This is a genomic window from Amycolatopsis heterodermiae, from assembly GCF_034929455.1.
Taxonomy (GTDB): Bacteria; Actinomycetota; Actinomycetes; order Mycobacteriales; family Pseudonocardiaceae; genus Amycolatopsis; species Amycolatopsis heterodermiae.
Genome location: NZ_JAYFSI010000003.1, coordinates 35406 through 59017, shown reverse-complemented (window position 1 = coordinate 59017; position 23612 = coordinate 35406). Strand labels below are relative to the sequence as shown.

The 23612-nt window shown below is 71.9% G+C and carries 15 protein-coding genes; 10 read left to right on the top strand and 5 right to left on the bottom strand.

What is annotated here, in order from left to right; translation table 11 throughout:
* Positions 1–4: 4 nt before the first annotated feature.
* Positions 5–7036 carry an SDR family NAD(P)-dependent oxidoreductase gene (locus tag VA596_RS16185; protein ID WP_323327868.1) on the bottom strand — a complete coding sequence of 2344 codons (7032 nt, stop codon included), beginning with the start codon at positions 7034–7036 and terminating at the stop codon, positions 5–7.
* 760 nt (positions 7037–7796) lie between these two features.
* Between VA596_RS16185 and VA596_RS16180 the strand changes: the two genes are divergently transcribed.
* Both VA596_RS16180 and VA596_RS16175 read left to right on the top strand, forming a co-directional pair.
* Entirely contained in the window at positions 7797–8936 is a 1140-nt protein-coding gene (locus VA596_RS16180; RefSeq protein WP_323327866.1) for a threonine synthase, read from the top strand.
* Positions 8933–9550: a helix-turn-helix transcriptional regulator gene (locus tag VA596_RS16175; protein ID WP_323327864.1), complete on the top strand. Its 618-nt coding sequence runs from the start codon at positions 8933–8935 to the stop codon at positions 9548–9550. Before VA596_RS16180 ends, VA596_RS16175 begins: the two co-directional genes overlap by 4 nt.
* Here the strand turns inward: VA596_RS16175 and VA596_RS16170 are convergent.
* Positions 9547–10449 carry a glutaminase gene (locus VA596_RS16170; protein WP_323327862.1) on the bottom strand — a complete coding sequence of 301 codons (903 nt, stop codon included), beginning with the start codon at positions 10447–10449 and terminating at the stop codon, positions 9547–9549. The genes VA596_RS16175 and VA596_RS16170 overlap by 4 nt on opposite strands.
* A 169-nt stretch (positions 10450–10618) precedes the next feature.
* Between VA596_RS16170 and VA596_RS16165 the strand changes: the two genes are divergently transcribed.
* From VA596_RS16165 to VA596_RS16135, 7 genes are all read left to right on the top strand, one after another.
* Positions 10619–12010, top strand: a complete 1392-nt coding sequence (locus tag VA596_RS16165; protein WP_323327860.1) for an amino acid permease — start codon at positions 10619–10621, stop codon at positions 12008–12010.
* Between the two features lie 102 nt (positions 12011–12112).
* Positions 12113–13111, top strand: coding sequence for a LacI family DNA-binding transcriptional regulator (locus VA596_RS16160; RefSeq protein WP_323327858.1), 999 nt, complete (start codon positions 12113–12115; stop codon positions 13109–13111).
* A gap of 89 nt (positions 13112–13200) precedes the next feature.
* Positions 13201–14478, top strand: a complete 1278-nt coding sequence (locus VA596_RS16155) for an ABC transporter substrate-binding protein (RefSeq protein ID WP_323327856.1) — start codon at positions 13201–13203, stop codon at positions 14476–14478.
* Entirely contained in the window at positions 14478–15416 is a 939-nt protein-coding gene (locus VA596_RS16150) for a carbohydrate ABC transporter permease (RefSeq protein ID WP_323327854.1), read from the top strand. The genes VA596_RS16155 and VA596_RS16150 overlap by 1 nt, the downstream gene beginning before the upstream one ends.
* On the top strand, positions 15413–16240 hold the full coding sequence (locus tag VA596_RS16145) for a carbohydrate ABC transporter permease (protein WP_323327852.1): 828 nt from the start codon (positions 15413–15415) through the stop codon (positions 16238–16240). The genes VA596_RS16150 and VA596_RS16145 overlap by 4 nt, the downstream gene beginning before the upstream one ends.
* A 9-nt stretch (positions 16241–16249) precedes the next feature.
* Entirely contained in the window at positions 16250–19048 is a 2799-nt protein-coding gene (locus VA596_RS16140; RefSeq protein ID WP_323327850.1) for a glycoside hydrolase family 2 TIM barrel-domain containing protein, read from the top strand.
* Positions 19049–19108: 60 nt separating this feature from the next.
* Positions 19109–19720 carry a hypothetical protein gene (locus VA596_RS16135; RefSeq protein WP_323327848.1) on the top strand — a complete coding sequence of 204 codons (612 nt, stop codon included), beginning with the start codon at positions 19109–19111 and terminating at the stop codon, positions 19718–19720.
* Positions 19721–20095: 375 nt separating this feature from the next.
* Here the strand turns inward: VA596_RS16135 and VA596_RS16130 are convergent, their stop codons facing one another.
* Entirely contained in the window at positions 20096–20785 is a 690-nt protein-coding gene (locus VA596_RS16130) for a TetR family transcriptional regulator (protein WP_323327846.1), read from the bottom strand.
* A 90-nt stretch (positions 20786–20875) separates the two neighbouring features.
* On the opposite strand from VA596_RS16130, the gene VA596_RS16125 reads away from it, so the two are divergent.
* Positions 20876–22021, top strand: coding sequence for an FAD-dependent monooxygenase (locus VA596_RS16125; RefSeq protein WP_323327844.1), 1146 nt, complete (start codon positions 20876–20878; stop codon positions 22019–22021).
* Positions 22022–22100: 79 nt separating this feature from the next.
* On the opposite strand, the gene VA596_RS16120 is transcribed toward VA596_RS16125, so the two are convergent.
* Positions 22101–22886, bottom strand: coding sequence for a methyltransferase (locus VA596_RS16120; RefSeq protein WP_323327842.1), 786 nt, complete (start codon positions 22884–22886; stop codon positions 22101–22103).
* Between the two features lie 28 nt (positions 22887–22914).
* Complete coding sequence (locus VA596_RS16115) at positions 22915–23592, bottom strand: NUDIX hydrolase (RefSeq protein ID WP_323327840.1); 678 nt, start codon at positions 23590–23592, stop codon at positions 22915–22917.
* Positions 23593–23612 lie beyond the last annotated feature (20 nt).

Genomic DNA, 23612 nt, shown 5'->3' with positions numbered 1-23612 from the left:
CGCGTCACCAGCCCGAAGCGGTGTGGACGACGGCGGACGTCTCCGGGCGGCCCCAGGCCAGCTCGCGCAGCAGGCCGAGGGTGCCTTCCTCCGGGTCGATCAGCGCGATGCCGCGGCGGGCGTAGTCACGCATCAGCTCGGGGGTGACCATGCCGTCGTTGGTGCCGGTCGGCGCCCACGGTCCCCAGTGGACGGTCACGGCGCGGCCCGCGGGCCAGCGGCTGCCCAGGGATTCGAGGGCGTCGTTGGCCGCGGCGTAGTCCGACTGGCCGCGGTTGCCGAGCGCCGCGGCGATGCTGCCGAAGAGGACGACGAACTTCGGCTCGTCGGGCAGGTCGGCCGTCGCTTCCAGCAGCATCTTCGCGCCGTCCACTTTGGTCCCGTAGACGCGGGTGAACGACTCCGGCGTCTTCTCGGCGACGAGCTTGTCCTCGATGACGCCGGCCGCGTAGACGATGCCGTCGAGGCGGCCGTGCTCGGCGTGGATCTCCTTGACCGCGCGGTGCACGGCCTCGGCGTCGAGCATGTCGACCGACTGGTAGCGCACCGGGCTGCCGAGCGCTTCGAGCCGCTCGAGGGTCCCGCGGACCTCGCGTTCGCCGAGGATCCGGCGCACGGCGCGTTCGATCTCGGCCGGGCTTTTGAGACCGCTCGCGATCAGGGCCGTCCTGAGTGCCTTGGCGTCCTTGGCCTGCGGATATTCGTCCTCGGCGGCTGGTACTGCTGTCCGGCCGACGAGTTCGAGGCGGCAGTGGGACGCGGCAGCCAGCGTCGCGGCGAACCGGGCCGTGATGCCCTTGGCGCCGCCGACGAGCAGGACGACGGAGTCGCGGTCCAGCCCGGCCGCGGTGGCTTCGGCGGTGCCGTCACCGGCCGGGCCCGCGCCGCTGCTGCCGAGCAGGCCGAGGTCCTGTTCGGTCATCCGGAACCCGCGGCGCCGCTCGCCGTCCCGGACCACGACGGGCTCGCGGTCCACAGTGGACAGCTCGGCGACGAGTCCTTCGGCTTGCTCGTCAACGGTGGTGCCGCGTGGGTGCTCGACGACCCGGGCGATCGTGTCCGGGTATTCGCGGGAGACGCTGCGGTAGAAGCCGCGCAGGCCTTCGCCGGGCCCGGCGGTGAGCAGCCAGGCAGGGTTCCCGGCGAGGGCGTCGCGGTAACGGGGGAACGCGGCGGGCAGCACGGGCCCGCCTTCCGGGAGGTCGAGCACACCGTCGAACCCCGGCCGGACGGTGTCGGCGATCTCGGCCGTCGCCCCCAGCTTGGTCAGCTTCGCCCGGACTGCATCGGCGAGCGGCCCGGCGCCGAGGACGAGGAACTTCCGCCCGGCGACCTCGGGCGGGCCGGCGGGCACGAGGTCGACCTCGGCCATGACCAGGCGTTTCGGGGCGACGATGAGGGGCTGCGGCCCGGTCTCGAACTTGGGCTGGGTTCGCGGCTGCTCGGCCGCGAGCCCGGCGGCGGTCCGGGCCTTGGCGAGCCCCTCAACGTCGGGCTGGGTTCGCAGCGGTTCGACCGCCCCACCGACGAGCCCGGCGGCGGTCCGGGCCTTGGCGAGTTCCTCGACGTCGGGCCGGGTTCGCAGCGGTTCGGCCGCCCCACCCACGAGCCCGGCGGCGGTCCGGCCCTTGGCGAGTTCCTCGACGTCGGGCTGGGTTCGCGGCTGTGTGGCCACCCCGCCCACCAGCCCGGCGATCGCGGCGGCGGTCCGGGCCTTGGCGAGTTCCTCGACGTCGCCGTCCGGGTCGAGGCCGAGGCGGGTGGCCAGTTCCCCGGCGATCTCGGCCCGTTTGATCGAGTCGATGCTGAGGTCGGCTTCCAGATCGAGGTCCGGCTCGATCATGTCCGCGGGATAGCCGGTCCGGTCGCCGATCACCTCGATCACCGTGTCCAGAACAGACCGGGTGGCCACCACGACCGGCTCGGGCGCGCCGGCTCCGATCAGCTCGGCAATCGCCGCCGCGGTCCGGGCCTTGGCGAACGTCTCGACGTCGGCACCGGCGTCCAGGCCCAGCCTGCTCGCCAGCTCACCCGCGATCTCCGCCCGCTTGATCGAATCCACGCTGAGGTCGGCTTCCAGATCGAGGTCCGGCTCGATCATGTCCACCGGATACCCCGTCCGCTCCCCGATCACCTCGACCACGGTCTCGAGCACCGACCGCCCCAATGTGGCGTTGGGTGCGTCAGACGCACCCAATGTGGCGTTCGGTGCGTTGGATGCACCCAACGCCACATTGGGGCGATGGTCGGCGACCGGGACCGCAGCGGCCAGGGGGGCCGGGACGTCGGTGCCGAAGTAGCCCAGCAGGACGTCGCGCTGGGCCGCGATCATCTCGCGGCTCGTGCGCAGGAAGTCCGCCACCATCGCGTCCGAGGTGCCCGCCGGAGAAGCCGGGGTCACGACCTGCGGGAGCCGTTCCGCGGGCTGGAGGGCGCCCGCCGGGATCGTGCCGTCCGCGGTGCGGAGCAGGTGGCCGTCCACCGTCCATCCGGGACGCTTCGGCCGCGGCACGGAAGCCGCGTCGACGGCGTCGCGGCCGCGGAACAGCCAGCTCGTCTCGATCGCCACGCCGGACGCCGCCAGCTGGGCGAGCGCGTTCAGGAACCCCGGCAGGCCGCGGCGGCCCGGCTGTTCGAAGCCGACCGTCCGATGCGGACGGTCACCGAGGATCGCCGTGACCTGCTTCGCCAGCACCGCTCCGGGACCCGCTTCGACGAAGACGCGCGCGCCCGCCTCGTACATCGCCTCGATCTGCTCGACGAACCGGACCGGCGAGCCGATCTGCGCGGCGAGTTCAGCGCGGACGTCGTCGGAGTAGGGCGCCGCTGTCCGGTTGCCGTAGACCGGAATCGACGGCCGGACCACCCCGATCGCGTCGAGGGACCGGCCGAACGTCTCCCCCGCCGCCGCGACCAGCGGGCTGTGGAACGCGCACGCGACCTGGATCCGCTTCGCGCCGAGCCCGGCGGCCCGCAGCAGCCCGACCGCGGTCTCGACTTCGGCGGTCGGCCCGGAGATCACCGTCTGCTTGGGCGAGTTGTGGTTCGCCAGCACCACTGAGCCCAGTTCCGCGACGATCGCACCGACTTCGTCCGCGGGCGCGGAAACCGCGGCCATCGCGCCCGGGTCCGACGACGGGATCGCGCCGAGGATGGCTTCGGCCCGGGCATGGCTGGCGTGCAGCAGCGCCTCCGGGGTGAGGGCACCCGCCGCGGCCAGGGCTGTCAGCTCGCCGTAGCTGTGACCGCCTGTCATCGCGGGCCGGACGCCGGCGCGGGTCAGCAGCCGGAACGCGGCCAGCCCTGCGAGACCGAGCGCGGGCTGGGCGACGCGGGTGTCGGTGACGCGATCCGCGAAAGCCTGCCGTGCCGGTTCGCCGAACACGGCCGGGCCGAACACCGTCGACACGGTGGCCGGGTCGAGCCGCAGGTAACGCTGCAGCTCCGGGAACATGACGAACAGCTCGGCGAACATCCCGGGCCGCTGGCTCCCCTGGCCGGGGAACAACACCGCGACCTCGCCCGATTCCTCGAAGCGGTAGACCCCAGGCGTGTCCACACCGGACAACGCTTGACGCAGCAAGGCGGTCAGCTCGTCCACAGTGGACGCGACGAGCGCGAGCCGAACCTTCCCCGAGGCCCGGCGAGAAGCGCTCAGTGCAAGATCCCGCAGCCGCCACGGCTGCTTCCCGGCGGGGACGTCCTCGGCCAGCGCGAGGAGGTCCCGCGCCGCCGCGTCCGTGGCGAAGGTGAACAGCTCCGCCGGCCACTCGTCGCCGACCTGGGCGGGCGGGACGCCGTCGTGCGCGCCGAGCACGACGTGGAAGTTGGTGCCCCCGAAGCCGAACGCGCTGACCCCGGCGATCCGCTCGGCGGGCGGCGCGCTCCACGGCTGCGGGGCCGACTGGAACACGAACGGGCTGGTCGAAGCGTCCCACGCCGGGTTCGGCGAGGTCACGTGCAGGGTCGGCGGTTTGACGCCGGTGTGCAGCGCCATCGCCGTCTTGATCAGCCCGGCCAGGCCCGCGGCGCACTTCGTGTGGCCGATCTGGGACTTGACCGAGCCGATCGTGCAGCCACCCGGCGCCGCGCCGGCCTCGGTGAACACCTTGGTCAGCGTGCCCAGCTCGGTCCGGTCCCCGACGACGGTCCCGGTGCCGTGCGCCTCGACCAGCCCGACCTGCGCGGGCGAGACGCCGGCGTTGCGGTACGCGCGGGTCAGCGCGGTGCGCTGGCCTTCCGGCCGCGGCGCCGTCAGCCCGAGCGCGCGCCCGTCGGACGCCGCGCCGACGCCCTTGATCACGGCATACACGCGGTCGCCGTCGCGTTCGGCGTCGGCGAGGCGTTTCAGCGCGACGCAGGCGACGCCTTCGCCGAGCGCGATGCCGTCGGCCGCGCTGTCGAACGTCGCCGAGCGTCCCGTCGGGGACAGGGCGTGCGCCGAGGCGAAGAGGAGGTAGTCGTTGATGCCGTTGTGCAGGTCGGCGCCGCCGCACAGGACGAGGTCGCTGGTGCCGGCGGTCAGTTCCTTGCAGGCGACGTCGACCGCGGTAAGCGAGGACGCGCACGCGGCGTCGACGGTGTAGTTCGCCCCGCCCAGGTCGAGCCGGTTGGCGATCCGGCCGGCGATGACGTTGGCCAGCACGCCGGGGAACGAGTCCTCGGTGATCGTCGGCAGCTGCTCGTCGAGCGCGGGCGGCAGTTCGCCCAGGTAGGACGGGAGAACGGAGCGCAGCGTCATCGCGTTGGACAGGTCGCTGCCCGCCTCCGCGCCGAACACGACCGACGTCCGCGCCCGGTCGAACGCGCGCTCGGCGTACCCCGCGTCCGCGAGCGCGCGGTGCGCGGCCTCCAGGGCCAGCAGCTGCACCGGCTCGATGCTGGCCAGCGACGACGGCGGGATGCCGTAGCGCAGCGGGTCGAAGCCGATCTCGGGCAGGAAACCGCCCCAACGCGACGGTGTCTTCTCGCCTTGGCCCTCGGGGTCGAAGTAGAGGGAGATGTCCCAGCGCTGCGGCGGCACCTCGGTGACGGCGTCCGCGCCGGCCAGGACGTTCGCCCAGAACGACGCGAGGTCCGGCGCCTGCGGGAACATGCAGGCCATCCCGACGATCGCGACGTCCAGCGGTTCGGGCGCGGGCGGCTCCGGCGTCGTGACGCCGAACGCGGCGGTCCGCTCGCGCAGGAACGCGTTCGCACCTTCGCCGACCGCGGTGTGCAGGTCCGCGATCGTGGTGACGGCCGAGCGCAGCACGGCGACCTCGCCGGCCATGAACATGCCTTCGGTGAGCTGGCGGTCCTCGCCGACCTCGCGCAGGACGGCGCCCACGCGCTCGATGCCCTTGCTCGCCAGGCGAAGCCGCCCGACGTTGAGCGTTTCCAGCTGCTCCCAGGCGTCCCGGCTCGGCACGCCGCGTTCGGCGAGCTCCGCCTTGAGCGCCGCGTACTCCTCGGTGAACGGGCTGCGGACGCACCGGGTGGCGTGCCCCGGCGCGGTTTCGAGCAGGTCGGTGTGCCGGGCTTCGAGCAGCTGCCGCTGGAACAGCGGGAGGACGGCCCCGGCGTCGACGGCCTCGTGGGTGAAGAGGTAGGCGGTGCCCATGAGTACGCCGACCGCGGCGCCGCGGACCGCGACCGGCGCGGTGAGTGCGGCGACCATCGCGGCCGAACGCTCGTCGTGGATCCCGCCCGCGAACAGGATCTGCAGCTCCGCGGCGGCGTCCGGGGTCGCCGCGAGGAAGTCGCCGAGGACACCGAGCTGCGCTTCCCAGAGCGGGAAGCTGGTGCGTGGGCCGACGTGGCCGCCGCATTCCGCGCCCTCGAAGACGAACTTGCGGGCGCCGGCCTCGAGGAACTGCTTGAGCAGCCCGGGTGACGGCACGTGCAGGAACGTGCTGATGCCGACGTCCTCCAGCGCCGTGGCCTGGGCCGGGCGGCCGCCGGCGATGATCGCGTGGGTGGGCCGCAGCTCGCGGATCACCTCGAGCTGGGCGGCTTTGACGTCGTCGGCGGCGAAGCCGAGCACCCCGACGCCCCAAGGCGCGTGACCGACCGCTTCGCGCGTCCGCACCAGGACTTCGCGGGTCTGGTCCGGGCCGGACAGCGCGAGCGCGATGAACGGCAGCGCGCCGCCCGCGGCGACCTCGGCGGCGAACGCGGCCTGGTCGCTCACCCGGGTCATCGGGCCCTGCGCCACGGGCAGGGGCGTGCCGAACGCGCGGCTGCCGGCGGTGTCCGGGCCGAGCACCGTGACGTCCGCGCGCAGCGCGTCGCCGATCGCCTCGCGCAGGCCGCGCACCGCCGCGGTCACCGTGCCCCAGCGGTCGCGGAAGCGGGTGGCGAGAAAAACGTCCTGACCTGCTTCGATCGGCGTGGCCGCCCCGCGGCGGGACAGCACGCGGACGCCGTCGACGACCACGGTCTCCGAGCCGTCGAGGCCGGTGACGGCGGTGGTGAGCGCCGAGGGCAGTTCCGCCTCCGGCAGGAGCGCGAGCTGGGTGTCGACGACCACGCCGGCCGCGCCACCCGCGACGGCGGCGGCCGCGGTGTGCGGGCCGATCCCGCCCGCCGCCCAGACCGGCACGGTCTCGTCGACCAGCAACGCCTGCAGCAACACGAAAGTGCTCAGCTCACCCGTCCGGCCGCCACACTCGTGACCGCGGGCGATCAAGCCGTGGGCGCCGCCGTCGACCGCCCGCGCGGCCGACGCGCGGCTGGTGACCTCGGCCAGCACCCGCCGTCCCGGGAAGTCGCGCGCGGTGCACGGCGAGTCCTCGGTCAGCAGCACGGTGCCGGCGGCTTCGGGCAGTTCCGCGTCCGCGGGCGGGCGCGTGAGCCGGACCCCGAAGGCCGGGATCCCCCATTCCGCCAGCAAAGCCAGCTCTTCCGACGCCGGGTCCGCCGGGCCGGTCAGGTCGAGGACGCCGAGCCCGCCACCGCGTGCGGCGGCCGCGACCCCGCGCGCCGAAGGCCACGCGAGCGGCGAGACGGCGACGACCGGCACGGCCGGTTCGCGGTCGTCTTTCGAGACACGCATGGGAACTCCCGCTACAACCGAAAGGGTGATGGGGTAACGGGGAGTACTTAAGCGCGTTCACCCCGTTCCGTCAACAACCCACCGCGAATTCGTCGCGGTGGTGCAGAAAATTCGGGATCGACCAGGCTGGAGACGCAAGAATTTAACGCGGCCGTCACGTACCACGGGCCGGGATCGGGCACGGGATATCCGTTGCACAGCGATCAATAGCCCACCACGACGGTCATACACCCTGGTCGCGGTGGTCCACACCTCCGGACGGGGCAAGCCATCTCACCCGGTGGACGCAGTGGGACTGCCCGCACCGGACCACTCCGTCCGGCGGGTGCGCCGTTTCCCGGACGCCAACACCAAGTGTCGTGACGGTAAAATCGACCACATAACACCACCCGTCACGGCATTGACGCGCAGCGGAATACCGAACGACTCGGCGACTATTCCCCCGGCATTTTTCCCGGCGCCGGAAAGAATCACCCGGAATGCGCCGAACGGGCCCGACGACGTACTTCCAGTCCACTGTGGATTCCCCGGACGCCCGGGTTCCGCGTGTTCACAAGACCCGGGACGGCGAGCAGGGCGCCGGACGGCTCGGCGACCTGGGCGACTCCCGGTATTCGGCCAGGCACCTTCGGTATCTCCGAGTACCGGCCGCCGGGCGGGCTAGATCGAAATTTTCGCCGCGCGCGTTACGGATCTTTCCTGAGAAAAAGCTGAAAACATTTCGCATACCCGTCGGTAACGGTGGACACATCGTCTACCCTTGGACGCACTGTCCAAAGCTGGAGGTGTCGTGGAGTACTGGTACGCCGACGAGCGCTCGGGGACGCGCTACCCGGGCGACCCGCTGCGCTGGCGGGGTGACGACGGCGCCCCGCTCACCGTCGCGCCGCTGCCCGGCCTGGCTCCCGGCGACGTCGAAACCGGGGTCCGGTCGCTCTGGCGCTACCGCGCCGCCCTGCCCGGCGACCTGCGCCCGCTCTCGCTCGGCGAGGGTTGCACTCCCCTGGTCCCGCGGCCGTGGGGCGACGCCGAGGTCCGGTTCAAGCTCGAGTGGTTCAGCCCGACCGGCAGCTTCAAGGACCGCGGGTCCAGCGTCATGGTGGCAGCCCTGGCCGGGGCCGGCGTCACGGACCTGCTGGAGGACAGCTCGGGCAACGGCGGCTCGTCCGTCTCGGCCTACAGCGCCGCGGCCGGGATCGCGGCGACCGTGCTGGCGCCCGAGGGCACGTCGGCCGCGAAGGTCCTGCAGACCCGCGCGTACGGCGCGACCGTCGAACTGGTGCCCGGCACGCGCGACGACACCGCCGCCGAAGCGGTCCGGCGCTCGGCGACCACGACCTACGCCAGCCACAACTGGCACCCGTTCTTCCTGCAGGGCACCAAGACCCTGGCCTACGAGCTGTGGGAGGACCTGGGCTTCCGCGCGCCGGACGCGGTCGTCACGGTCGCCGGGGCCGGCAGCATCGTGCTGGGTCTCGACCTCGGGTTCGGCGAGCTGCTGGCCGCCGGTTCGATCGCGCGACGGCCGCGTCTGCTCGTCGCGCAGCCCCGCAACTGCTCCCCGATCGACGCCGCGTTCCACGACCGGGAGCCGCCGCCGTTCGCCCCGACCGTCGCCGAGGGCACCGCGATCCGGCACCCGGTCCGGCTGCCCGAGGTCGTCGCGGCGATCCGGCGCTCGGGCGGCGACACGGCCGCCATCGAGGAGGACGCGATCGCCGTGGCCGCCCGGCGGCTCGCGGCTCTCGGCCTCTACGCCGAGCCGACCAGCGCGAGCGCCGCCGCCGCGATCGACGTGTTCCGCGCACGCGGCGCGATCCGGCCGGGCGAGACCACCGTCGTCGTGCTCACCGGATCCGGCCTGAAAGCGCCCGACAAGCTGCGGGAGCTGCTCGGATGACCGAGGACGAGCTGCTGCTGCGCGAGGCGGAGAAGATCGCGCACGCGGTCGGCCGGATGTTCCCGGGGTTGTGCGAGGTCGTGCTGCACGACCTGCGCGACCCGGCCCACGCGGTGCGCGCGATCGAAGGCGGCCTGTCCGGCCGGGCCGTCGGCGACCCGGCGACGGAGCTGGGCCTGGCGCGCATCGCCGACCCGGGCTTCCCCGACGTGCTGCAGAACTACCCGAACCGCTTCCCCGACGGCCGTCCGGCCAAGAGCACGTCGATCGGCATCCGCAACCGCGAGGGCGAGTACGTCGCGGCGCTGTGCCTCAACCTCGACGTCTCCCTGCTCGGCTCGGCCGCCCACGCCCTGACCCGCCTCACCCGCACCGACGACCCGGCGCCCCTGACCGAGACGCTGCAGGCCCGCACCGGCGACGAGCTGCGCGCGCTGGTCGAGGACTACGCGGCCGAGCGCGGCCACTCACCCCTCACCCTGCCGGCGGCCGGGAAGAAGGACCTCGTGCGGGTGCTGAAGGCGCGCGGGTTCCTGGAGCTGAAGAACGCGGTGCCCTCGCTGACCGAGCTGCTCGGGATCTCGCGGGCGAGCGTCTACAACTACCTGCGTTAGAACACCGACCAACCGGTCAACGTCGTGAACCGGTCCAGGGCCGCGACGCCCGCCACCGAGTTTCCGCGGGCGTCCAGGCCGGGGCTCCAGACGCAGACCGCGCAGCGGCCCGGGACGATCGCCACGATCCCGCCGCCGACGCCGCTCTTGCCCGGGAGGCCGACGCGGTAGGCGAACTCGCCCGCCGCGTCGTACGTGCCGCACGTCAGCATCACCGCGTTGATCCGCTTCGCCGAGCTGAGCCCGAGCAGCCGGGTGCCGTCGTTGCGGATGCCGTGGCGGGCCAGGAACAACGCCGAGCGCGCGACGTCCCGGCAGGACATCGCGATCGAGCACTGGCGGACGTACTGGTCCAAAACGGACGGTACCGGGTTGCGCATGTTGCCGTAGGAGGCCATGAAGTAGGCGAGCGCGCGGTTGCGGTCGGCGTGCCCGGCCTCGGACGCGGCCACCTCGGCGTCGACGTCGATGTCCGCGTGGCCGCTTTCCGCGCGGAGGAACGAGAGCAGCGCGCCCACCGCGTCGCCGTGGCAGGTGAGCTCGTCGGTCACGACCAGGGCGCCCGCGTTGATGAACGGGTTGCGCGGGATGCCGTCCTCGTGTTCCAGCTGCACCAGGGAGTTGAACGGGTCGCCGGACGGCTCGCGGCCGACGCGCGTCCAGACGTCGTCGCCGCGGGCGAGCACCAGGGCGAGGGTGAAGACCTTCGACATGCTCTGCACGGAGAACGGCCGCAGCCAGTCGCCCGCGCCGTGCACGCCACCGTCCACATCGGCCACCGCGATGCCGAACCCCGGCCGGACCCGGGCCAGGGCGGGGATGTAGTCCGCGACGGCGCCGCGGCCGACCTCGGGCGCGACGTCGTCGGCGATCCGGTCCAGCAGCGCCGCGAGATCCACGGCCGTAGCGTAGAAGCCCGCCGTGGCGCGCGGACACCGGGGTCGCGGGTGAACTTGTCAAATCGAAACGGGAAATACGAGGAAAACCACCAAGGTGATCTCTCGCACACCTTAAGTCTTCCTTAGTGTGCTTGGTCACTTGCCGCTCACGCTCTAGCGTCTGGCAACCATGGATTCCTCGCTGCTCACCGAAAAAGGTGAAAGCTACTCGAAAGCGCTCGGCAACCGCCAAGTGCAGATGATCGCCATCGGCGGCGCGATCGGTGTCGGGCTGTTCCTCGGCGCCGGCGGCAAGCTCCACCAGGTCGGCCCGTCGCTGGTCCTCTCCTACGCGATCTGCGGGGTGGCCGCCTACTTCGTGATGCGCGCGCTCGGCGAGCTCGTGCTGCACGAGCCGAGCTCCGGCAGTTTCGTCACCTACGCCCGGAAGTTCATCGGGCCGTGGGCCGGGTTCGCGTCCGGCTGGATGTACTGGGTGAACTGGGCGATGACCGGGATCGCGGAGATCACGGCCGTCGCGATCTACGTCCACAAGTGGCTGCCGGACGTGCCCCAGTGGATCACCGCGCTCGTGGCGCTGGGTGTGCTGCTGGCGGTGAACCTGCTGTCGGTGAAGCTGTTCGGCGAGCTGGAGTTCTGGTTCTCGGTGGTCAAGGTGCTGGCCATCGTCGTCTTCCTGATCACCGCGCTCGGGCTGGTGTTCACCAGCGCCGACATCGGTGGCACCCCGGCCGGCGTGCACAACCTGACCGACCACAGTGGATTCTTCCCGGCCGGCATCGGCGTCGCGCTGATGACGCTGCAGGCGGTCATCTTCGCCTACTCGGCCATCGAGGTCGTCGGCATCGCGGCCGGCGAGACCAAGGACGCCCGCAAGGTGCTGCCCAAGGCGATCAACAGCGTCGTCTGGCGCATTGGCGTCTTCTATGTCGGTTCCGTGCTGATGCTGGCGATGCTGCTGCCCTGGCCGTTCTACAACGGCGACGAGAGCCCGTTCGTCACGGTGTTCTCGCGGCTGGGGATCCCGGGCATCGGCGACGTGATGAACGCCGTCGTGCTCACCGCGGCGCTGTCCAGCGTCAACTCCGGGCTCTACTCGACCGGCCGGATCCTGCGTTCGCTGGCCGACAAGGGCGAGGCGCCGGCGTTCGTCGGCCGGATGAACCGCCGGCAGGTCCCCTACGGCGGCATCATGTTCACCTCGATCGCCTACCTGCTCGGCGTGGTGCTGAACTACCTGGTGCCGAAGGAGGCGTTCGACATCGCCATCGCGATCGCGTCCCTCGGCGTGATCACGACGTGGGCGACGCTGATCTTCTGCCAGATGCGGCTGCGCCAGGCGGCGCTGCGCGGCGAGCTGGAACGGCCGTCGTACCGGATGCCGTGGGCACCGTATTCCGGCTGGGCGACGCTCGGCTTCCTGGCCCTGGTGGTGGTGCTGATGGGCTTCTCCGACGGCGCCGAGAAGATCGCGTTCTACTCGATCCCGGTACTGGCGATCGTGTTGGCCGTCGGCTGGCGCGTCATCTCGAAGCGCCGCGAACGCGTCCCGGCCGAATAACGACCGGGAGAGTGAAGGCCTCCTCGACGGCAACCCCGAGCCTCGAGGAGGCCTTCACGCGTGACGGCGGGCATACTCGGACCTCCGAACAGGAGGTGGGCGGTGTCCTCGAGCACGGAACCCCGGCGGGTGACGATCCACGACGTCGCGCGCTCGGCGGGCGTCTCGCGGCAGACCGTCTCGCGCGCGCTCAACGACAAGGCCGAGATCGACGGCTCCACCAAGCAGCGGGTCCTCGACGCCGCCCGGGAGCTGGGCTACCGGCCGAGCCGCTTCGCCCGCGGGCTGGTCCGGCAGGACACCACCACCGTCGGCCTGGTCGTGCCCGACCTGCTCAACCCGTTCTTCACCGAGGTCGCCTCCGGCGCGCTGGAGGCGGCCCGCTCCCGGGGCTGGCACGTCGTCGTCTACGACACCGCCGACGACCTCGACCAGGAACTCGCCACCCTCCAGGTGATCGGCGCCCAGGTCGACGCGGTCGTCGGCTACTTCAGCCGGTCCGAAGAGGACCTCGACCGGCTCACCCCGGGCATCCCGGTCGTCCTCATCGGCCGCGAGCCGCGCACACCCCGGTTCAGCGGGATCGGCATCGACGGCGAGGAGGGCGTCCGGGAGGCGATCAGCCACCTCGTCTCGCGCGGGCACCGGCGGATCGGCATGCTCGACCACGACCGCCGCCCCGAGCCCAGCATCCGGCAGCAGTGGTTCCTGCGCGCCATGGCCGAGCACGGCATCCCGGTGCACCCCGGCCGGCTCACCCGCGCCGCCCAGACGATCGACGGTGGCGGCGCGGCCCTGGCCACCCTGCTCAGCGCGCACCCCGACGTCACCGCCGTCTTCGCCTTCAACGACGTCATCGCCATCGGTGCCCTGCGCGAGGCCCGCCGGTTCGGCCTGCGGGTGCCCGCCGACCTCGCCGTCGTCGGCTTCGACGGGCTCGCGCTCGGCACCCTGGTCGAGCCGGAGCTCACCAGCGTCGCACTCGACACGCGCTCGCTCGGCGCGCTGGCCGTCGAGGAGGCCGCGCGGCTGGTGACCGGAGCAGCCGAACCCGGCCGGCTGATCGTCCGCGCCGCCCTTCACCTGCGCGAATCCGCCTGATCCCTTGACAGCGAGATCCACCGGACGCACACTTCCGGGCAGTTCGTGAACGTTCACGGGAGCGTTCACGGGCAGCCGAAGGGTCCTCGATGACGCTGACTCGACGTAGCTTCCTGACCGCGGCGGGGCTGGGCGTGGCGGCGCTCGGGTCCGCCGTCTCCTGCACGAGCCCGACCACGGCCAACCCCGGCAAGCTCACGCTCTGGTACACCAGCGGCGGCCTCGCCGACCAGGTCGTCACCGACGCCCAGGGGCGGTTCGGCGAGCTCTACCCGTCCCAGGTCAGCGGCCAGCTCAAGCAGCGGCTGCTGGCCGCGCTCTCGGGTGAGGCGTACCTGCCGGACATCACGATGCTCGGCGACGACATCGCGACGTACTTCGCCGACAGCGCCCACTTCGCCGACCTGCGGAACCTCGGCGCGGACACCGTCAAGGACCAGTACCTGCCGTGGAAGTGGCAGGCCGGGACGGCGCCGGACGGGTTCCAGCTCGGTTTCCCGATCGACATCGGCCCGGCCGCGCTCTACTACCGGCACGACCTGTTCGCCCAGGCCGGCTTCCCCAGCGAGCCCGACGACGTCGCCGCCGCGGTGCCCACCTGGGACGCCTACTTCGACTTCGGCCGCCGCCTGCAGGAGAAACTGCCCGGCCGGCACCTGATCACCGACACGAAGACCGTCTACACCTACTCCATGGCGCAGGAGCCGGAGAAGTACTTCAAGCCGGGCAACACCTACCTCGGCGACGCGCCGCAGGTGCGCCGCGCCTGGGACCGCGCGCTCACGGCGTTCCGCTTCGGGCTCACCGCGGGCTACGCCGGTTCGCAGGACCCCGGCAGCTCGGTCGAGCGGCACGCCGCCTGGAACTCCGGCAAGGAGCTGAGCTTCGTCAACGCGTCCTGGATCGTCGGCGAGCTCAAGAAGTCCGCGCCGGACACGGCCGGGAAGTGGCGGGTCTGCCGCAGCCCGGGCGGCGCGGGCAACCAGGGCGGCTCGTTCCTGGCGATCACGAAGTACTGCCCGCGCCCGGACCGCGCGTACGAGGTCGTCCGCTGGCTGCTCTCCCCCGAGAACCAGCCGCGCTCCTACCTCGAGGCGGGCCTGTTCCCGACCAGCCCGGCCGCTTTCGACGACCCGCGACTGCTGGCCCCGGAGCCGTTCTTCGGCGGCCAGGCCACGATGTCCGTTCTGGCGCGCGCCGCACGCGAGGTGAAACCCGCCTACTTCAGCCCGTGGGACATCGCGATCAGCGACACCTACACCGACGAGCTGACCAACGTCGAACTGGCCGGGAAGGACCCCGGCCGGGCGTGGGACGACGCCCGCCGGACCGTCGAACGGCTGCTGACCCGGCAGGGGGTGCTCTGATGGCGATCCTCACCCGGCCCGCCGCTCCGGTGCTGACGCCGGTTCCGACGCGCCGGAAACGCTGGCGCTACCTGCCGCAGTACCTGGCCGTCGCGCCGTTCTTCGTGCTGTTCGCCGTCTTCGGGCTCTACCCGATCCTGTACTCGCTGTTCCTGGCGCTGCAACGCTGGGACGGCGTCGGGCCGATGCAGTTCGTGGGCCTGGGCAACTTCGAGTTCCTGGTCGGCGACCCGACGTTCTGGGACTCGATCGGCAACACTCTGGTCATCTGGGTGATGTCGACGATCCCGATGACCGCGCTGGCCCTGCTCATCGCGGTCGGGCTGCACTCCTCGATCCGGTTCAAGGGGGTGTTCCGGGTCGCCTACTTCCTGCCGAACGTCACCTCGATCGTGGCGATGTCGCTGGTCTTCGGCTCGATCTTCAGCAGCGAGTTCGGCATCCTCAACTGGTTCTTCGGCCTGGTCGGCATCGACCCGGTGCCGTGGCTGACCGACCCGTGGGCGATCCGCGTCGCGATCTCGATCATGATCGTCTGGCGATGGGTCGGTTACAACGCGATCATCTTCCTGGCCGGCCTGCAGGCCCTGCCGTCCGACGTCTACGAGGCCGCGAAGGTCGACGGCGCCGGGCCGGTCCGGACGTTCTTCCGGATCACTCTCCCCCTGCTACGCCCGGTGCTGCTGTTCTCCGTGGTGATGTCGGCGATCAGCGGGCTGCAGATCTTCACCGAGTCGCAGATCCTGCTCGGCAACCGCGGCGGACCGGACGAGGCGGGCATGACCATGGTGCTCTACTTCTACGACAACGCCTTCGTGAACAACGACTTCGGCTACGGCGCGGCGATCGCGTGGGGCATCTTCGTCGTGGTCGTGCTGTTCGCGATCCTCAACTGGCGGCTGATCCAGCGCCCCGGGTTCCTCAAGGCGGGCCGATGACCGCCACGCGCGCCGGCCGGATCGTCACCTACACCGCCCTGACACTGGGCGCGCTCATCACGCTGTTCCCCTACTACTGGCTCGCGGTGATGGCGTCCAACACGACGGCGGACATCTACTCGTCCCCGCCGACCTGGGCGTTCGGCGGCGAGTTCTTCCACAACGTCGGGCAGGTCTTCGCGAAGATCGACTTCTTCGGGTCGCTGCTCAACACCCTGGTCGTCGCGATCGTGACGACGCTGCTGGTGCTGTTCTTCGACTCGCTCGCCGCGTTCACCTTCGCCAAGTACCGCTTCCCCGGCAGCTCACTGCTGTTCGGCGTCGTGCTGGCGACGTTCGTGGTGCCGACGCAGCTTTCGGCGATCCCGCAGTTCACGATCATGGCGCACCTGGGCTGGGTCGGTGACCTCAAGGCGCTGATCGTGCCCGCCGCGGCCAACGCGTTCGGCATCTTCTGGATGCGGCAGTACGCGCAGACCGCCATCGCGGACGAGCTGCTGGAGGCCGCGCGGATGGACGGCTGCGGCTTCTTCCGGACGTACCTGACGGTCGCGTTGCCGGTGCTGCGCCCGGCGCTGGCGTTCCTCGGGATCTTCACCTTCGTCAACGCCTGGAACGACTACCTGTGGCCGCTGGTCGTGCTGATCGACTCGAACCACGTGACGCTGCAGGTCGCGCTCTCGCAGCTGAACGGCCTGTACGTCAAGGACTACAGCGTCGTCATGGCGGGCACGCTCGTGGCGATCGTGCCGCTGGTCGTCGTGTTCCTGTTCGGCGCCCGCCACTTCATCCGCAACCTCGCCGCCGGCGCCCTGAAGGGCTGAAAGGACTCCATGTCGTACGTCGAAGACCCGGGCCCCGGCTACGGTTCGCTGCCCCCGCGCGCGGCCTTCGCCTCCGACGCCGCGTCGCTCTCGCTGAGCGGCACCTGGCGGTTCCGGCTCTCCCCCACCGCCGATTTCGAACGCGACGGCTTCGACGACTCGGCGTGGGACGAGCTGCCCGTCCCATCGATGTGGCAGCTGCACGGCTACGGCAAGCCCGCCTACACGAACGTGCACTACCCGTTCCCGGTCGACCCGCCGCACGTGCCGTCGGACAACCCGACGGGCGACCACCGGCGCCGCTTCGACCTGCCCGCGGCGTGGCCGGCCGGGCCCGCCGTGCTGCGCTTCGACGGGATCGACTCGTGCGCCCGGATCTGGCTCAACGGCGTCGAACTCGGCGTCACGAAGGGCAGCCGCCTGCCCTCGGAGTTCGAGGTCGGGCCGCTGCTGCGGCCGCGGGACAACGTCCTGGCCGTGCGCGTCCACCAGTGGTCGGCGGGCAGCTACCTCGAGGACCAGGACATGTGGTGGCTGTCCGGGATCTTCCGCGACGTCACCCTGCTCGCGCGGCCGGCGGGCGGGATCGAGGACTACTGGCTCCGCGCGGACTACGACCACACGACCGGGCTCGGCACGGTCCGCGTCGAGACCGACGCCGACGTCCTGCTCGACATCCCCGAGTTGGGGGTGTCGGCTCACCCGGCCGGGTTAGCGCTGGAGGTCCCGGTCGAGCCGTGGAGCGCGGAGTCGCCGCGGCTGTACGACGGCACACTGTCCACAATGGCCGAGCGGGTGCCGGTGCGGATCGGCTTCCGGACCGTCACGATCGACGACGGTCAGCTCAAGGTCAACGGGCGGCGGCTGCTGCTGCGCGGGGTGAACCGGCACGAGCACCACCCGCGCACCGGCCGGGCCGTGCCCCGCGACGTCGCGCTGGCCGACGTCCTGCTCATGAAGCGGCACAACGTCAACGCCGTCCGCACCAGCCACTACCCGCCGGACCCGGCGTTCCTCGAGCTGTGCGACGAATACGGCCTGTGGGTGATCGACGAGTGCGACCTGGAGACCCACGGCTTCGGGCCGCTGGAGTGGCGCGGCAACCCGAGCGCCGAGCCGACGTGGGCCGACGCCTACCTCGACCGGATGCGCCGCACGGTCGAGCGGGACAAGAACCGGCCGAGCGTGATCCTCTGGTCGCTGGGCAACGAGAGCCACACCGGGCCGAACCTCAAGCGGATGGCCGAGTGGACGCGCCACCGCGACCCGACCCGGCCGGTGCATTACGAGGGCGACCACGAGTGCTCCTATGTGGACGTCCACAGCCGGATGTACGCGACCCACGCCGAAGTCGAGTCGATCGGGCTTCGCTCGGATCCGAACGAGCGGCGGCGGGACCTGCCGTTCCTGCTCTGCGAGTACGGGCACGCGATGGGCAACGGCCCGGGCGGGCTGCTGGAGTACCGCGAGCTGTTCGAGCGGTACCCGAACTGCCAGGGCGGGTTCGTCTGGGAATGGCTCGACCACGGGCTGGCCGCCGGCGACCATTTCGCGTACGGCGGTGACTTCGGCGAACCGATCCACGACGGCAACTTCGTCATCGACGGGCTCGTCTTCCCGGACCGGACGCCGTCACCGGGGCTCGTCGAGTACGCCAAGATCATCGAGCCGGTCCGGATCGAGGCCGACGCCGACGCTATCCGGGTGTCGAACCACTACGACGTCGTGAGCACCGCGCACCTGACGTTCACCTGGGTCCTGGAGGACGAGGGGATCGCCGTCGCGGAAGGCGTTCTCGACGTCCCGACCGTCCAATCCGGACAGAGTGTTTCGGTGCCGTTTCCGCGGTTGCCCGCGACCGGGGGCGAGTCGTGGCTGACGGTTTCGGCGTCGCTGACGTCGCCTTCGTCCTGGGCGCCGGGCGGGCACGTCGTCGGCTGGGGTCAGCTGCCGGTGTCGCCCGCGCGGGTGACCGAGCGCCCGGCGCGTCGCGGCCCGGTGTTCCGCACCGCCGGCCGGCTGCTGCTCGGCATCGGCGAGTTCGAGCCGGCGACCGGCCGCCTGACGACGCTCGGCGGGCACCCGGTGCAGGGGCCGCGGCTGGACGTCTGGCGGGCGACCACGGACAACGACCGTGCCGAGTCGGCCGAGGGGTGGCGGGAGGCGGGCCTGTACCGGCTGCAGCACCGGGTGATCACCGTCGATGCCGACGGCGACGACCTGGTCGTGCGTACCCGGGTCGCGCCGCCGGCGCTGGCGTCCGGGCTGCTCGCGGACTACACGTGGACGTCTCTCGGCGACCGGTTGCAGCTGCGCGTCGAGATCACGCCCGACGGCCTGGAGGGCACGCTCCCCCGCCTCGGCCTGACGATGGCGGTCCCGGGGGCGCTCGGCACGGCCGAGTGGTTCGGCGCCGGCCCGGGCGAGGCGTACCCGGACAGCCGCCAGGCGGCGCGGATCGGACGGTTCTCCCGCAGTGTCGACGGGCTGCAGACGCCGTACGTCTTCCCGCAGGAGAACGGCAACCGCGCGGACGCCCGCTGGCTGCGCCTGACCGACGCGGAAGGCACAGGCCTCCACGTCGAGGGCGACCCGGTGTTCGACTTCACGGCCCGCCGCTGGACGTCGGCCGACCTCGAAGCCGCCCGGCACACTCCCGACCTGGTGGCGGGCGAGCTGGTGCACCTGACACTGGACGTCGCCCAGCACGGCCTGGGGTCGGCGTCCTGCGGGCCGGGGGTGCTGCCGCGGTACCGGCTGGTGGCGCAGAAGACGGAGTTCACGCTGCGGTTCGGTGTCGCAAATTGAGACCGCCGGGGCGCTCCGGATGCGGTGTGGTGGAGGCTCAGACCGACAGGAGCGTCCCGGATGACCCAGCCCACGACCGCCCCTTCGAGCGCCCGGCTGCTGGCGACCCCCGGTGCGCTGGGCCTGGCCGACCTCGTCGCGATCTTCGACGACCTGCAGTTCACCCTGAAGTGCTGCGAACGCCTGGTGGCCGAGCTGGAACGGCCCCCGGCGCGGCTCGACGCCGTGCTGATCGAGTCGCTGTGGGTGTCCGCGCTGAACTCCTACGCGCGCTGCTTCCGCACCGGTGACCGCGGCATGGGCCTGACCGTCGAGGACGTCAAGGCCACCGAGGTGCCGGGCGAGATCGCCGAGTGGCACGAGCTGCTCGGCCGCATCCGCGACTTCTCGATCGACGGCCCGGTCAACCCACGCGAGGACTACTCGGTCGGCGTCTCCCAAACCGAGTCCGGCCAGGCCGCGGGCATCGTGATCACGTCGGCCGTGCGCCCGCTGGTCGACGACGTGACGGTCCGCCAGACCGGCCGCCTGGCCTTCGAGCTGAGCCGCCTGGTCGACGAGCGGATCAAGGACCACCAGCAGAAGGTCTTCACGGCGGCGGAGCGGATGACGCCCGAACAGCTGTCGGAGTTGCCGGCGATCGAGGTCGCCGCGGAACCGGAGTCTCAATAAGTCTCATAAGTCGTCTTATTACTCTGGGCAGGGTAGGTGCCGGAGTGAGTCGGCGCCCGCCACCTGGGTCCACAGCCACGCTCCGCAACCTGGGCGATCGCAATGTCAGCCGCCGGCAGTCGAGTCGGCGGCGGCAGCCACCCAAGCGCACGTCACGCCCTGGGTGCCCCGGTGGCGGTCACATGGGCTCGGCGCGGTCACAAAGTCGGCCGCCGTCAGCCAAGCCCACGGTCACGCTCGCACCATGCGCTCCGGCGGTCGCGCGAGCGCCCCTCACCACAGTCGCGATGTCGGCCGCCAGTTGCCGAGTCGGTGGCAGCCGCCCAGACAGCCCAGCGCCCGGGCTGTCTCAAAAATCGACTCCCGGCCGTCTCATTATTCCGCTTCCGGGAGGTGACGGTAGATCGTCGCGCGGGAGACGCCCAGGGCTGTGGCTATGTCGGCTGCCGAATGGCCGGTGTCGTACAGGCGGTGCGCTGCCTCGATCGTCTCGGGGCTCATCACGCTCGGCCGGCCGCGGCGGCCGCGTGAAGCCGCCGGTGTGCCGAACAGGCGGGCCACGCCGTCCAGGACCGCGGCTCGCAGCTCGTCCACCGGTGCGTCGGCGAACAGCACCACCGGGTCGCTGAGCATCGCGATCGCCTGGGCCCCTCGGACCTGCCCGGCCAGGTCCGCGTCCGGGCCCGCGACCAGCTGGTTCGCCTTCAGCATGCCGTCACGGAAGCGCTCGAACACCACCTTCGACGCCGTCAGGCCGAGGTCCCGCAGGTTCATCCGCAGCAGGTACCGGTGGCTCAGCCACACGTCGAGCAGCCCGGCGATCGCCGCCTCGCGGGGATCGGGTGCGGCCGCGGCCTTCCCCATCGTCGTCTCGAGGTCGTCGAGCAGCGGCTCGGCCAGCGCCGTCACGATGTCGGCCTTGCCCGGGAAGTGGTAGAGCACCGCCGTCTTGGTCACGCCGACGCGTTCGGCCAGCTCACGCACCGACGTCGCGTGGTAGCCGCGCTCCGAGAACTCCTCGAGCGCGGCGCGCAGGATCCGGGCGCGGGTGTCGGCCTCCGTCATGCGCCGAGCCTAGCCGCTTGCCTGACCGCTGGACAGTGGCGTACCGTCGTGACTGACCGATGGTCAGGAACTTCACCCAGGGGGTACACCGTGAACGAACAGACCGTACTGATCTCCGGCGCGGGCGTCGCCGGGCCGACGCTGGCCTACTGGCTGGCCCGCGCGGGCTACCGGCCGACCGTCGTCGAACGCGCCAGGGGCCTGCGTTCGAGCGGCAGCCCGGTCGACGTCCGCGGCCCCGCGGCGCACGTCGCGGCCGAAATGGGCCTCACCGCGAAGCTGCGCGAGGCGAGCACCGACGTCACCGCGCTGAAGTTCGTCGACGACGCGGGCCGCCGCACGGGCCGCGTCGCCACGAGCGCGCTGGGCAGCAGTGACGACGTCGAGCTGTCGCGCACCGACCTCGCGGCGATCCTGTACGAGGCCGCCGCCGACCGCGCCGAGTTCGTCTTCCACGATTCGATCACCGAGCTGCACCAGGACGACGGCGGCGTCGACGTCACCTTCGAGCGAGGCGCCCCGCGGCGCTTCGACCTGGTGATCGGCTCCGACGGCCTGCACTCCGGCGTGCGGCGGCTGGCGTTCGGGCCGGAAGAGCGGTTCGTCGAGCACATGGGCGTCTACATCGCGACGATGCCGCTGGCCGAGCCGCCGGCCGACCGCACCGAGATGGTCATGTACAACTCGCCGGGGCGCGCGGTGGCCGTCCACCCGTCGCGCGGCCACGGGATCGCGGCGTTCATGTTCCGCGGCGCCGCGGTGCCGGGCTTCGACCACCGGGACACCGCGCGGCACAAGGAAATGCTCACCGAGGCGTACGCCGGCGCGGGCTGGCGGGTCCCCGAGCTGCTGGAGCAGGCTCGCGTGGCGGACGACCTCTACTTCGACTCGGTCAGCCGCGTCCGGATGGACAGCTGGGCGGCCGGCCGGATCGTCCTGGCGGGCGACGCGGCCTCGTGCGTCTCCCTGTTCGGCGACGGCTCGACCTTGGCGATGGCGGGCGGGTACACCCTGGCGAACGAGCTGGGCCGGACCCCGGAGGACCCGGCGGCGGCGTTCCGGCGGTACGAGGCCGCACACCGGAAGCTGGTGGAACCCAAGCAGCGCAACGTCTCGACGGCCGCGGCCATGCTGATCCCGGCGACGCGCCGGGGCCTGGTGGCCCGCAACCTGGGCACCCGTCTGCTGCCGCTGGTCTCGGCGGCCCGGCGGCTGGTACCCGCGCGCGCCGCCTAGCTGCAGTGCCCTCCCGGCGGTGTCATGGGGATCGAACACCGCCGGGAAGCAGCCCCCACTGCGACGACATCGCTGACCGTCAACTCGATTCCTTGCGCCCCACCAGGTGGAACACGCGGCTCATCGCACGGTACGGGTCCCGGCGGCTCGCCTCGAGCTCCACCGCCGCCACCTGGTCCGCGTCGGCGAGGTCCAGCTTCGTCCCGGCGAACTCGAGCCAGTCGACGAACAGCCAGACCCCGTACCAGTCCACCGGCTCCACACCCCGGCTCCGCAAAGACTCGCTCAGTTCCTCGACCGTGTCGGCCCGGCCCGGCACGCCCAGCACCCCGATCTCGCCGGTCGCGTCGAACGACGCCAGGGCGTCGGCCCACCGCCGTTCCATGGCCGGGCGGACCGCCATCGCGTGGCCGTTGCCGGTCATGATCGAGACGACGCCGCCGGGCTCGGCGCACCGGGCCAGCTGGTCGAGCAGCGGGCCCGGGTCGTCGAGGTAGCCGAGGACGCCGTGGCACAGCACGGCGGCGAAGCGCCGGCCGCCGACGGCTTCGAACGCCGTCTCGCCGTCGGCGCGCAGCAGCGTCACCCGCCGCTGGGCGTCGGCGGTCAGCCGTTCGAGGCGTTGCCGGGCCTTGGCCAGCATCGCGGGTGAGGGATCGAGCAGCGTCACGTCGTAACCCGCCTCGGCCAGCGGGAACGACTGGTGACCCGCGCCGCCGCCGACGTCGAGCACCGTCGCGGGCGGCGCCGGGAGGTGGTCGAGCAGCTGCTGGTGCAGCACGTGGGTGCGCACGTGGCCCTTCACCGTGGCATAGGCCTCGTCGGCGAACTTGTCGGCCAGACCGGCCCAGGTGTCCTCGCTCACCTCACCACGTTAACGCCGGAGATGAGCTTCACGAGCGGAGCATCGGCGGGTACAGCAGCGCCGCCTCGCCCCGCCGGTACAGCTGCGCCGGGCGCCCGCCGTCGCGCGTGGTCGTCCGGCCGGTCGGCTCCAGCAGCCCGTCGGCGCCCGTCACCTTGCGATGGAAGTTGCGCGGGTCGAGCCGCGTGTCCCAGACCAGCTCGTACACCCGCCGCAGCTCCGCGACGGTGAACTCCGGCGGGCAGAACGCCGTCGCCAACGGCGAATACTCGAGTTTCGCACGGGCGCGCTCGATGCCGTCGGCGAGGATCCGGTCGTGGTCGAACGCCAGGCGCTCGGTCGCCAAGGAACGCACCGGCGCCCAGCGGGCGTCGGCCGCGTCGGTGCCCGCGCGCGGCACCGGGAGGTCCGGGGCCAGCGCGAGGTAGGCCACCGTCACCACGCGCATCCGCGGGTCGCGGTCCGGTGCGCCGTACCCGGCGAGCTGTTCGATGTGGACGGTGCCCGGCGCCAGCCCGGTCTCCTCGGCCAGTTCGCGGCGGGCGGCGTCCTCGAGGTCCTCGTCCGCGCGGACGAAGCCGCCGGGCAGCGCCCAGCCGCCGAGGAACGGTTCCACTCCCCGGCGGACCACGAGCGCGCACAGCTCGTCCCCGGTCAGGGTGAGCACGACGAGGTCGGCGGTGACGGCGAACGGCGGGTGACCCATGCCACCACCCTACCGGCTAA